The sequence below is a fragment of the Streptomyces sp. NPDC053431 genome, assembly GCF_044544925.1.
Classification (GTDB): Bacteria; Actinomycetota; Actinomycetes; order Streptomycetales; family Streptomycetaceae; genus Streptomyces.
The window spans coordinates 239,817-252,225 of the sequence record NZ_JBITXX010000006.1; the positions used below are offsets into that span (position 1 = coordinate 239,817).

Here is a 12,409-nt window from a genome sequence, read left to right on the forward strand (position 1 = left end):
TCACCCTCCGCGACGAACGGCCGAACGCGTGCCCCATGCCGCACCCTCCACGGGTCGGGCGGCTACGGCTCGAGCCCGCCCCGTGCGATGACCTCGGCATACCAGCGGGCGCTGTCCTTGAACGTACGCCGCTGGGTCGCGAAGTCGACGTGCACGATGCCGAAGCGCTTGCTGTAACCGTACGCCCACTCGAAGTTGTCCAGCAGGGACCAGAGGAAGTACCCCCGGACGTCGGCACCGTCCTCCATCGCCCGGTGCACCGCCGCCAGATGCGCGCGCAGGTACGCCACCCGCTCCGGGTCCCGCACCCGGCCCTCCGGGTCGGCGTAGTCGTCGTACGCCGCGCCGTTCTCGGTGATCAGGAGCGGTACGCCCGGCAGTTCGTCCCGCAGCCGCACCAGGAGTTCGTGCAGCCCGTCGGCGTCCACCGGCCAGTCCATCGCGGTCCGCGGGCCCGGCGCCGGCAGGAACCGCACGTGCCGCTCGGCCCCCGCCCACGGCGACGGCTCCGGCGACCGCCCCGGAGCCGCGGCGGAGCCGGCCGCGACCACGGTGGGGGAGTAGTAGTTGATGCCCAGCGAGTCGAGCGGCGCCGACGCCGTCTCCAGGTCACCGTCCCGCACGAAGGACCAGTCGGTCACGGAGGCGGTGTCCCGGACCAGGTCCTCGGGAAGGGTGCCGCGGAACACCGGGTCGAGGAACACGCGGTTGCCGACCGCGTCGATCCGGCGCACCGCGTCCAGGTCCTCGGGCGTGTCCGTGTGGGCGCGTACGGCATGGAGGTTGAGGGTGAGCGACACCTCGGCCGCCCCACCGGGCAGGGCCGCGCGCAGCGCCCGCGTCGCCAGGCCGTGCGCCAGGTTGAAGTGGTGGGCGGCGCGCAGCGACGCGAGCGCGCTCGTACGGCCCGGCGCGTGCACCCCGCTGCCGTACCCGAGGAAGGCGGCGCACCACGGCTCGTTGAGGGTCGTCCAGGTGGCCACGCGGTCGCCGAGGGCCTCCGCCATGACGGCCGCGTACTCGCCGAACCGCAGCGCCGTCTCGCGCTGCGGCCAGCCCCCCGCGTCCTCCAGCTCCTGCGGGAGGTCCCAGTGGTAGAGCGTCGCCACGGGCCTGATCCCGGCCTCCCGCAGCTCGTCCGCGAGCCGCCGGTAGAAGTCGAGCCCCTGGCGCACCGCCGGCCCGCGCCCCGTCGGCTGCACCCGGGGCCAGGAGACGGAGAACCGGTAGTCGGTGACGCCGAGCCGGCGCATGAGCGCGATGTCCTCGCTCACGCGGTGGTAGTGGTCGGCGGCGATGTCGCCGGTGTCCCCGTTGCGGACCTTGCCGGGGACCCGGCTGAAGGTGTCCCAGATGGACGGGGTCCGCCCGTGCTCGCGGGCGGCTCCCTCGATCTGGTACGCGGCGGTGGCGGTGCCCCAGCGGAAGCCGGCAGGGAACCGAAGCGCCGTCGTGGTGTCGGCTGCGGGGCGTGGATCGAGCGCGGTCATGTGGAGGGAACTCCCTGGAGTTGGATATCGGAGACCGGATATCAGCCGTCGGAGAGCGGAGGCGGGACGCCGGGATCGGAAGTCCCGGGTGGAGGCGGACGCCCGGGTCGGGGGTCCCGGGCGGAGGCGGGCGGGCTGCTCAGCCCTTCACCGCGCCCTGCATGATCCCGCCCACGATCTGCCGGCCCAGGAGGCCGAAGACGAGCAGGACCGGCAGGGTGCCGAGCAGGGTGCCGGCCATGATCACGGACTGGTCGTGGACGTATCCGCCGCCGAGCTGGCGCAGCGCGACCTGCACGGTCGGCTCGGACGAGCTGAGGGCGACGACGGGCCAGAAGAAGTCGTTCCACGCGGCCATGAACGTCAGCAGACCGAGCACCGCCATCCCGGGCCGGGCGATCGGGACCACGATCGACCAGAAGACGCGGGCCGTGGACGCGCCGTCGACCCGGGCCGCCTCGATCAGCTCGTCGGGCAGCGACTGCACGAGGTACTGCCGCATGAAGAACACGCCGAAGGCGGAGACGAGGCCCGGCAGGATCACCGCCTGGAGCTGGTTCGCCCACTGCAGCTCGGCGATCAGCATGAACAGCGGGATCACGCCCAGCTGCGGCGGGATCATCATCGTGCCGACCGTGATCGCGAGCAGGGCGCCCCGGCCCCGGAACCGCAGCTTGGCGAAGGCGAATCCGGCGAGCGTGCAGCACAGCACCGTACCCACGGTGATCGAGCCGGACACGATGAAGGAGTTCAGCAGCGCCTTGCCGATGTCGGCCTCCTGCACCACCGCCTCGAAGTTGCGGAACAGGTGTCGTCCGGGCAGGAGCGCGGGCGGCACCTGCGCCAGTTCGGCGTTGGAGCGGCTGGCCGCGACGATCGTCCAGTAGAACGGGAACGCCGAGACCAGCACCGCGACGGCGAGGAACGCGTACGCGAGCTTTCCGCCCCGCATCGTGCGGCCCGCGCGGGACCGGGGCCGGCGCCGCCCGGACGCGGCGGGCGTCGTGGGGGCCGGGCGGTCGACCGGCGGATCGGCGAGCGCGGTCATCGGCCGGCCTCCTTCGATGAGCGACGGCGCGCCAGCAGGGCGTTGACGCCGACGAGGAGCAGGATGAGCAGGAACATCACCCAGGCGATCGCGGCGGCGCGGCCCAGGTGGAAGAAGCCCCAGCCCTGTTCGTAGAGGTACAGGCCGAGCGTCTGGTACTGGTGCGAGATGCCGCCCGACACCGAACCCTCGAAGAGCAGCGGCTCGCCGAAGAGCTGGGTCGCCCCGATGGTGGAGACGACCACGGTGAAGAGGATCGTCGGGCGCAGCCCCGGCAGCGTCACGTGGAAGAACTGCCGCCACCGGGAGGCCCCGTCCATCTCGGCCGCCTCGTACAGCTCGTGCGGGATGGACTGCATGCCCGCCAGATAGATCAGCGCGTTGTAGCCCGTCCAGCGCCAGACGACGATGGCGGACACGGCGACCTGCGAGGCGACCGTGCCGGTCTGCCAGTCCACCGGGTCGACGCCGACCAGCCCCAGCGTGTAGTTGACGAGGCCGAAGTCACGGCCGAAGAGCTGCGCGAAGACCAGGGTGGCGGCGGCCACGGAGGTCGCGTACGGCAGCAGCATGGCCGTACGGAAGAAGGTCCGGCCGCGCAGGCGGTAGTTGAGCAGGTGGGCCAGGCCCAGCGCCGTCACCAGCTGCGGGACGGTGGACAGCAGCCCGATCGTGAACGTGTTGCGCAGCGACGTCCAGAAGAACTCGTCGGCGAACAGCGCGGTGTAGTTGTCGAGGCCCCGCCACTCCATCGTGCCGGGGTTCTGCAGCTCGACCCGGTACAGCGACACGAAGGCCGTGTAGACCAGCGGGAAGAGCCCGAAGGCGGCGAAGAGCGTGAAGAAGGGGGCGATGTAGGCGTACGGCGAGGCCGCCCGCAGGACGCGCCGGAGCACGGGCGGTCGGGGCGGGCCGGGCGGAGGGGACGGTGCGATCGGCTCGGCGGGCGAGAGGAGGGTCACGGGCGGCCCTTGGGGGGTGAGTCGGTACCGGGACGGGGGAGCGGCCGGCGCAGAGGGGCGGCGGCGAGGGGCGGCGCAGAGGCGCGGCGGAAGGGGCCGGCGCAGAGGGGCGGCGGCAGGGCGGTGGCAGGGGGTGACGGGGGCGGCCGGAGGCCGGGGCCCGCCGCCCCCTCCGCCGCGTCAGCCGATCGTGTTGGCCACGCCCTTCCGCGCGTTCTCCCACGCCTTCTCCGGCGCCGTCCCCTTGCGCTCCACCTCGCTCAGCGCGTTGGTGATCTGCTGCGCGATGTTCTGGTCGTGGACGCCGAGCACCTGGACGGGAGCGGCCTTGGCGGCGTCGCCGAAGATGCGGCCGATCGGAGCGTCGGAGAAGTAGGGGTCCTTCGCGCCCGCGGCCTTGTCGATGGCGCCGGTGGCCGAGGGGAAGTTGCCGTTCTTCTCGAAGAGGCGGGCCTGCTGCTCGGGGGCGGTGAGCCACTCGATCAGCTCGTACGCCTCCTTCTTGTGCCGGGCCGCCTTCGGGACCGCGAGGTAGGAGCCGCCCCAGTTGCCCGCGCCGCCGGGCAGCGCGGCGACGTCCCACTTGCCCTTGCCGGCGTCGCCGGCCTGGCCCTTGATGTAGCCGAGCATCCACGCCGGGCAGGGGATCGTGGCGAAGGAGCCGGCGGAGAAGGCCTGGTTCCACTGCGGCGACCACTGGTCGAGCTTGGCGCTCAGTCCGCTCCGGGCCGCCTCGACGGAGGTGTCCCAGGCGGTCTTCAGGGCCGGGTTGGACTCCCAGATCAGCTTGCCGGAGGCGTCGTAGTAGCGCTCCTTCTCCTGGCCGATCATGATCGAGTACAGGCTGCCGATGCTGTCGAGCCAGGCGCTGTTCGCCGGGGCCTTCGCCTTGTACTGCTTCCCGAGCTCCAGGTAGCCGTCCCAGGTCGACCACTTCTTGGCCAGCTCGGCGCGGTCGGTGGGCAGACCGGCCTGGCGGAGGAGGTCGGCGCGGTAGCACAGGGCCTCGGGACCGACGTCCGTGCCGAGGCCGAGGACCTCGCCGCCGCGCCCGGTCCCCGCCGCCCACTTGGCCTCGGCGAAGCGGCTCTTGAGCCGGTCGGCGCCGTACTTCCGCAGGTCCTCGAAGCGGTCCGCCTGCTCCTGTGTGACCGAGGCGATCCGGCCGACCTCCACGGCCTGGACGTCGGCGAGACCGCCGCCGCCGGCGAGCCGGGTCTGGAGCGACTTCCAGTAGTCGGCCTCGTCCTCGGTGTCCGTCTGCTTGATCTTCACGTGCGGGTGGAGCTTCTCGTACTCCGCGTACAGCCCGGCCTCCTTGTAGCCGAAGGAGCCGAACAGGTCGACGGTGACGGTGACGTCGCCGCCCGCGCCGTCGGACGACGCCTCGCCCGACGATCCTCCGCAGGCGGCGAGCAGGGCCCCGGCCAGGACGACCGCCCCCAGGCGGACGGTGGCCCTCTTGGCGGCTCGGGCGATGGGCATGGAAGCCTCCCTTGGCTTCGGAGCGGAGAGAGAAAGGCATCGCGAGAAAGCCGGCTGCGAACCCCTTGAGAGCGCTCTCAGCGATGCGACTGGAGCGTGCCCGCCCGGTGTCCCTCCCGTCAAGACTCGAAGGCGTAACGGCTTGGATTCGCGGCCGACTCCGCCGGAGCCGCCCTCAACTGGGGCTGCTGCCGCCTCTATTGACAGCGAAGTTTCAGGAGTTTTACGTTCCCCAGCGTCTGAGAGCGCTCTCGGCGCACCGGATTCGCGCTGACACACCCCCATCCGTCGTGATGACACGAGTGACACGAGGTGCCGTCCATGCCAGCCCCCCGCAACCGACCGGCCGCCGTGCTGGTCCTGGCCACCGCCCTGGCCGCCGTCGGACTCGTTCCGGCCGCGTTCCCGGCCGCCGCCGCCACCGTCCCCGTAGGCTCCGGCAGTTACTCCGACACCCGCCCCGCCGGAACCTCCGGTCCCACCACCAACACCGGCACGCCCGTCACCCCCAAGGTGACCCCCGCCGCGCAGGGCAGGCCGGTCCCCACCAACGACTGGTGGTCCTCACTGGCCTTCCAGCGCTACGGCGACAACCCGTACTCGACCCCCATGTACGGCCACCCCCTCACCTACCAGGCCACCGCCGGCGGACTCGACGTCGGCTATCCGACCAGCCCGCAGATCGTCGGCGACGGCCGCCAGTACGAGTTCGCCCACAAGCGCGACCTCACCATCGGCCTGAGCGGCCTCAACTCGCCCGACACCAAGGCCGACGCCTGGTCCGACTGGACCGTCACCCCCTACTGGTCCGACGGCACCCGCACCCTGCGCACCACCATCGGCCACGGCAGTCCCTTCGTGTACGCCAAGGGCACCGGCGGCAACGCCCAGATCACCACCGCCGCCACCCCCACGGTCTTCGCCGACCAGGGCAACGTCCTCGGCATCACCGTCGCCGGCCACCACTACGCCCTGTTCGCCCCGACCGGAACCGACTGGAACGTCTCCGGGAGCAGCATCACCGCCGGACTCGGCGGCAAGGACTACTTCTCCGTCGCGGTCCTGCCCGACACCGGCGCACTCGCCACGTACCGCAGGTACGCCTTCAGCTTCGTCACCGGTTCCACCGTGAACTGGAGCTACACCGGCGGCACCGTCCGCGCCACCTACACCCTCACCACCGAGGCGAAGGAAGGCACCGAACGGGGCACCCTCCAGGCGCTCTACCGCCACCAGTGGCTGCACACCACCGACGCCCTCACCCCGTACACGTACGTCTCGCCGCGCGGCACCATGAAGGTCCGCGAGGCGGCCTCCTTCACCACCAGCCAGAAGGCCTCCGCCGTGCTGCCCGCCCTGCCCGGGGCCGACGGCACCGACCCGGCCCGGCTCCGCGCCTACCTCGACGAGGTCGCCGGCTCCGCCGACCCCTTCTCCGGCGCCGTCGACACCTACTGGACCGGCAAGGCCCTCGGCCGGCTCGCCCAGCTCGTCCCGATCGCCGACCGGATCGGCGCGACCGCGACCCGCGACAAGCTGCTCGGCCTGATGAAGGGCCGCCTCCAGGACTGGCTCACCGCCGGGGGCGCGAACCAGTTCTCGTACGACCCGGCCTGGAAGACCCTCATCGGCTACCCCGCCTCCTACGGCAGCGACACCGAACTCAACGACCACCACTTCCACTACGGCTACTACGTCTACGCCGCCGCGATCGTCGCCCAGTACGACCCGGCCTGGGCCGCCGACTCCGCCTGGGGCGGCATGGTCAAGACCCTGATCCGCGACACCGCCAACCCGGCCCGCACCGACGCCGCCTTCCCCTTCCTGCGCGGCTTCGACGTCTACGCCGGCCACAGCTGGGCCTCCGGCCACCAGGGCTTCGCCGCCGGCAACAACCAGGAGTCGTCCTCCGAGTCCACCAACCTCAGCGCCGCGCTCGTCCTCTGGGGCTCGGCCACCGGCGACACCACCCTGCGCGACCTCGGCACCTATCTCCTCACCACGGAGTCGGAGTCGATCGCCCAGTACTGGTTCGACGCCGACCAGCAGGTCTTCCCGGGCTCCTTCGGGCACGACACCGTCGGCATGGTGTGGGGCAGCGGCGCCGCCTACGCCACCTGGTGGACGGCCAACCCCGAGGAGATCCACGGCATCAACGTGCTGCCCGTCACCGGCGGCGGCTCGCTCCACCTCGCCGCCCGCAAGGACGCCATCCGCCGCGACATCGCGGAGATGGAACGCGAGAACGGCGGCCCCGCCGTCGAATGGCGCGACATCCTCTGGGAGTTCCAGGCCCTTGCCGACCCAGCCGCCGCCAAGAGCGCGTGGGACGCGGGGAACGCCGCGTACACCCCCGAAGCCGGGGAGTCCAAGGCGCACACCTACCACTGGATCGGCACCCTCGACGCGCTCGGCGCCCCGGACGCCAGCGTCACCGGCGACCTGCCCACCTCCGCCGTGTTCACCAAGGGCACCGTACGCACGTACGCCGCCCACAACTACGGCACCACGGCCCGCACCGTCACCTTCTCCGACGGGAAGACCCTGAGCGTGCCGGCCCGTTCGACCGCCATCGGCACCGGCACGGGCGGCCCGGGCCCGGACCCCGACCCCGAGCCGTCGACCGGCAACACCTTCCAGCTCCGGTCGGGCGGCGTCCTGACCACCGCCACCGGCGGCACCGCCGCGAGCGACACGATCCCCTCCGCCGACGGCGCCAACCACGACGGCACGCCGTACAAGCCGCTCGTCTACGAGATCCGCGGCGTCCACGGCACCCTCACCCCCGGCGCCGCCACCGCCTTCCGGCTCCAGGTCGACGCGGGCACCACCGTCGGCCTCGGTCAGCAGGCCAGGATCAGCTACGACCTCACGGGGGACGGCACCTTCGACCGGACGGAGACGTACCAGTACTTCGCCACCGACCCGGTCACCGGCTGGGAGGAGTACGCCCACACCCGTGGCCTCCGTTCGGCCACCGGCACGCTCGGCGACCTCGTGAACGGCACCGTGCGCCTCGAGGTGTGGAGCGCCATCGGCAACGGGACGTCGAAGCTCCAGACGGGAACGAGCACGTCGGTCCTGGTGATCCCGTACGGCTGAAGGGCCTGAAGGGCCTGCCGAGTCCGAAGGGCTGAACGGCCCGCAGAGCCTGACAGGCTGAAGGGCCCGCGGATCCGCCGAGGTGGCGGCCGTCGCGCACGGACGCGACGGCCGTCACCCGTGCCCGCGGGGCGGCCGTTCCCGTACCCCGAGGGCGGCCGTCAGGCCGAGGCCCGTCGGACCAGCGCGGTGGGGGTGACGATCGACTCGGGCGTCGTGGCGCCGTCCGTCCCGTCGGCGTCCGTCCCCTCGCCCGTCTCGTCCAGCACGCGCATCAGCAGCTTCACCATGAGCCGGCCCATGCCCTCGATGTCCTGGTGCACGGTGGTCAGCGCGGGCTCGCAGGCCCGCACCACCGAGGGCATGTCGTCGAAGCCGACGACCGCGACGTCCTCGGGAACGCGGACCCCGCGCTCGCGCAGCGTCCGCAGGGCGCCGGAGGCCATCAGGTCGTTCGAGGCGAAGACGCCGTCCACGTCCGGGCAGCGGTCGAGGAGTTCGCCCATGGCGCGGGCGCCGCTCGCCGCGGTGAAGTCACCCTGGACGACGAGCGCGGGATCGGCGTCCGCCAGCACGTCGTGGTAGCCGTCCAGCCGGTCCAGCGCGGCCATCAGATCCCGCGGACCGGCGATGTGGGCGATCCGCCGGCGGCCGAGCGACACGAGGTGGCGCACGGCCGCGCGGGCGCCGCCGCGGTTGTCGCAGTCCACGTACGGGACCGCCACGTCCCGCCCCGCCGCCGAGCGGCCGCCGAACACGGTGGGGATCCTCGCCCGGCCGATCAGCGCCGCCAGCTCGTCGTCGTTGTGCAGCGAGAACGCCAGCGCACCGTCGACATGACCGCCGCCGAGGTAGCGGGCGATCCGCTCGTGGTCCTCGGGGCCCTCGACCCACAGCAGGACGAGCTGCGAGTCGTGGGCGGCGAGTTCCCGGCTGATTCCGCGCACCTGCTGCTCGAAGAAGGGGTCCGAGAAGATCCGGAACTCCGGCTCCGCGATGATCACGGCCACGGCCCCGTTGCGCCGGGTCACCAGGGTGCGCGCCGCCTGATTGGGCACGTACCCCAGCTCCTCGACCGCCTGCCGCACCTTCTCGACCAGCGGAGCGCGGACGCCCGCGCCGCCGTTCACGACCCTCGAGACGGTGGCCCGTGACACGCCGGCACGCGCGGCGACGGCTTCCAGCGTGGGGCGGGACCCCGTGCTCGACTCGGACAAGGCGGGACTCCTTGGATGGGGCCGCGGTCCGGTCGGCGCCGCCGCGGTCGGGTCCGGTGGGCCCGGCCAGGATATCGAGCCTTGAGAGCGCTCCCAAGAGGGGTGTGCGGCCAGTCGCCGTCGGGCGTCCCCGGTCAGCCCGCCGCGGTCTTGACGAGCTCGCCGATGCGGGCCTCGACGGCGGGGGTGAGCCCGGTGAGGGCGAAGGCGGTGGGCCACATGGCGCCGTCGTCCAGGTGCGCCGGGTCGTTGAACCCGAGGGTCGCGTAACGGGCCTTGAACTTGTCGGCGCTCTGGAAGAAGCAGACGACCTTGCCGTCCCGCGCGTAGGCGGGCATCCCGTACCAGAGCTTGGGGGCGAGCGAAGGTGCGCTGGCCTTCACGACGGCGTGCACCTTCTCGGCGAGGACACGGTCCGCCTCGGGCATCTCCGCGATCTTCGCCAGCACCTCCGCCTCGGCCGCGGCCGCCTTGTCCGCGCTCGACCCGCGCCGCGAGGCCGCCTTGAGCTCCTTGGCGCGTTCCTTCATCGCGCTCCGCTCCTCGGCGGTGAAGCCGTCGGCCGCGGTGTCGGTCCGGCCGGTGCCCTTCGCCGCGGTCTTGGCCGGGGCCTTGGACGGGCTCTTGGCCGTGGACTTCGTGGCGGTCTTCGTCGCGGTCTTCTTCGTCTCCGTCATGCTCCCCATGCTAGGGAGGAAGGCCGGCCGCGGGCTTCTCGGAAACTGACCGGTTGCGCTCCTCGTCCCGCCGTCCCGCACGACCCGCTGACGCGGGTTCCGCCGCCACGGCGGGACGGCTGGGCGCCCTGCAGGGCACCAGGGTGGAGCCGCGCCCCGGCGAACCCCGGAGCGCGGCCCGGAGCGTCAGGCGCGGTGGTACTGCACGGGCCCCGCGAGCTCGACACCGAGCTCCTCCGCCGCCCTGCGTGCCCAGTAGGGGTTGCGCAGGAGCTCGCGGCCGAGGAGGACGGCGTCGGCCTGGCCGGAGGCCACGACGGCCTCGGCGCGGGCGGGCTCGGTGATGAGGCCGACGGCCGCCACCGGCAGGCCGGTCTCGTTGCGGACCCGCTCGGCGAACGGGACCTGGTAGTGCGGGCCGGCCTCGATCTTGGCGTCGGGGACGTTGCCGCCGGTGGAGACGTCCAGCAGGTCGACGCCGCGGGCCTGCAGTTCCTTGGCGAAGCGGACGGTGTCGTCGGCGGTCCAGCCGGCCCGGTCGTCGCCCGGGTTCTCCGTGAGCCAGTCGGTCGCGGAGATGCGGAAGAAGAGGGGCAGGTCCTGCGGCCACACCGCGCGGACGGCGTCGACGACCTCCAGCGCGAAGCGGCTGCGGCCCTCGAAGGAACCCCCGTACTCGTCGGTGCGGTGGTTGCTGTACGGGGACAGGAACTGGTGGATGAGGTAGCCGTGCGCGCCGTGGATCTCGGCCACCTCGAAGCCCGCCGCGAGCGCCCGCTCGGCGGCGTCGGCGAACTCGCGCACGATCCCGCGGATGCGCTCGGTGCTCAGCTCCTCCGGCACGGTCGAGGCCTCGGAGAAGGCGACCGGGCTCGGGCCGACCGGCGTCCAGCCGTGGGTCTCCCCGGGCGCGAGCGGCCGCCCGCGGTCGACCCAGGTGCGCTCGGTCGACGCCTTGCGGCCGGCGTGCGCGAGCTGGACGCCGGGGACGGTGCCCTGCGACTTCAGGAAGTCGGTGATCCGGCGGAACGCCGCCACCTGGGTGTCGTTCCAGATGCCGAGGTCGTACGGGCTGATCCGGCCCTCGGGGCTGACGGCCGTGGCCTCGGTGATGATGAGCCCGGTGCCGCCCGCGGCCCGAGCGGCGAGGTGCGTGAAGTGCCAGTCGGTCGGAGCGCCGACCGCGTCGCCGTCCGGGGCGGCGCTGTACTGGCACATCGCCGCCATCCAGATCCGGTTCGGGAAGGTGAGGGACCTGAGGGTGAAGGGGGCGAAGAGGGAACTCATCCCGGACTCCTTGGGCGCGTCGTGGCGGTCGGTCCACGACGGAGGGGCGCGCAGGAGGCCGGCGCGTGGGTGCCGCGTGGACACGAGCAAGATAATTGCACACGCGCTTTATTTTCGCTAGCGGGGTAGAGGCTGGTGGAAGTAATCGTGTCGGGCGGAGGCCACCCGCCGACGCCGCCTCGCTACGAGCCGCCCCGGCCCGGGGCCTCCGTGGCGGCCCGGACCGAGACCAGGACCCCGATCTTGTCGATCCGGTGCTCGGGGTTGCCCTGGGCGTCCCGCCAGAAGTTGCCCGCCGCGTTGTCCTCCGGCGTCGCGCAGGTCGAGAGCGTGATCATCGCCCGGGTGGGCCGCACACCCGGCTCCCCGGGCACGGCGGCGCGCTGTTCGGCGAGGGAGCGCGCCGACCGGAAGGACGTCATGCGGGACGCGACGACGCGGTACTCGTACACCTCGCCGCCCGACGTCACGTACACCCGGTCGCCCACCGTGACGGCGGGCAGTTCGTGCAGCGGCCCGCCGGCCGAGAGCCGGTGAGCGGTCACCAGGTAGTTGCCGACCTCGCCCGGCCCGACCCCGCCCCGTTCGCCGTACGGGCTCGCGGCCTCGCCGCGGTCCTGGATGCGCGTACCGGCCCGGTCGTCGGTCGTCCCCTCGTACGGCACGACGCGCAGGTTCGCGACGCCGATGGAGGGGATGTCGAGCTCGGCGGTCCGGAACCGGACGGCGGGCGTGGGCGGGGGAGTGGTGGGGGTCGGCGCGGGCGCCGGGGGCGTCGCCCGCCGGGCGAGCACGGGGCCGGGGCCGGTGGTGGTGGCGCGGGGCTCGGCGGAGTGGGGCCGGGGCTCGGCGGAGTCGGGCCGGGGAGCCGGCGAGGGTCGGGACGAGGCCGACCTGCCGTCGTCCCGGTCACCGGGGGCGCCGGGGGAAGAGCCCACCAGCACGCCGATCACGGCCGCGGCGACGGCCGCGACCGCGGCGAGGGCCCAGCGGACTCGACGGGTGCGGTTCACGTGCCATCACCGCCCGATCACGGCTCTGCTGCACCTGACGTCTCCACGCTACGCGACGCCGCTGGACCAGGCGGAGCAGCCCCGGGTGCCCCGCCCCGGCGGGCGTGGTGGGCTGGGCGCGAGACACG

The 12,409-nt window shown here is 73.0% G+C and carries 9 protein-coding genes; 1 reads left to right on the plus strand and 8 read right to left on the minus strand.

Annotated elements, in window-relative coordinates:
* Positions 1 to 62 precede the first annotated feature (62 nt).
* The 4 genes from ACIGXE_RS17640 to ACIGXE_RS17655 form a co-directional block, all read right to left on the minus strand.
* Positions 63 to 1,490, minus strand: coding sequence for a GH1 family beta-glucosidase (locus tag ACIGXE_RS17640; RefSeq protein WP_399748235.1), 1,428 nt, complete (start codon positions 1,488 to 1,490; stop codon positions 63 to 65).
* A gap of 139 nt (positions 1,491 to 1,629) precedes the next feature.
* Positions 1,630 to 2,538, minus strand: coding sequence for a carbohydrate ABC transporter permease (locus tag ACIGXE_RS17645; protein ID WP_399748237.1), 909 nt, complete (start codon positions 2,536 to 2,538; stop codon positions 1,630 to 1,632).
* The gene (locus ACIGXE_RS17650) at positions 2,535 to 3,473 is read right to left on the minus strand and encodes a carbohydrate ABC transporter permease (protein ID WP_399748498.1); all 939 of its coding nucleotides are present in this window, start codon (positions 3,471 to 3,473) and stop codon (positions 2,535 to 2,537) included. Before ACIGXE_RS17650 ends, ACIGXE_RS17645 begins: the two co-directional genes overlap by 4 nt.
* Positions 3,474 to 3,680: 207 nt before the next feature.
* Entirely contained in the window at positions 3,681 to 4,985 is a 1,305-nt protein-coding gene (locus ACIGXE_RS17655; protein WP_399748239.1) for an extracellular solute-binding protein, read from the minus strand.
* A gap of 321 nt (positions 4,986 to 5,306) precedes the next feature.
* Between ACIGXE_RS17655 and ACIGXE_RS17660 the strand changes: the two genes are divergently transcribed.
* The gene (locus ACIGXE_RS17660; RefSeq protein WP_399748241.1) at positions 5,307 to 8,087 is read left to right on the plus strand and encodes a glycosyl hydrolase; all 2,781 of its coding nucleotides are present in this window, start codon (positions 5,307 to 5,309) and stop codon (positions 8,085 to 8,087) included.
* 161 nt (positions 8,088 to 8,248) lie between these two features.
* Here the strand turns inward: ACIGXE_RS17660 and ACIGXE_RS17665 are convergent, their stop codons facing one another.
* The 4 genes from ACIGXE_RS17665 to ACIGXE_RS17680 all read right to left on the minus strand — a co-directional run bounded on the left by ACIGXE_RS17665 (position 8,249) and on the right by ACIGXE_RS17680 (position 12,281).
* Positions 8,249 to 9,304: a LacI family DNA-binding transcriptional regulator gene (locus ACIGXE_RS17665; RefSeq protein ID WP_399748243.1), complete on the minus strand. Its 1,056-nt coding sequence runs from the start codon at positions 9,302 to 9,304 to the stop codon at positions 8,249 to 8,251.
* A gap of 134 nt (positions 9,305 to 9,438) precedes the next feature.
* Positions 9,439 to 9,834, minus strand: a complete 396-nt coding sequence (locus ACIGXE_RS17670; RefSeq protein ID WP_399748500.1) for an iron chaperone — start codon at positions 9,832 to 9,834, stop codon at positions 9,439 to 9,441.
* 333 nt (positions 9,835 to 10,167) lie between these two features.
* The gene (locus tag ACIGXE_RS17675; RefSeq protein WP_399748245.1) at positions 10,168 to 11,268 is read right to left on the minus strand and encodes an NADH:flavin oxidoreductase/NADH oxidase; all 1,101 of its coding nucleotides are present in this window, start codon (positions 11,266 to 11,268) and stop codon (positions 10,168 to 10,170) included.
* A gap of 182 nt (positions 11,269 to 11,450) precedes the next feature.
* Positions 11,451 to 12,281, minus strand: a complete 831-nt coding sequence (locus ACIGXE_RS17680; RefSeq protein ID WP_399748247.1) for a class E sortase — start codon at positions 12,279 to 12,281, stop codon at positions 11,451 to 11,453.
* Positions 12,282 to 12,409 lie beyond the last annotated feature (128 nt).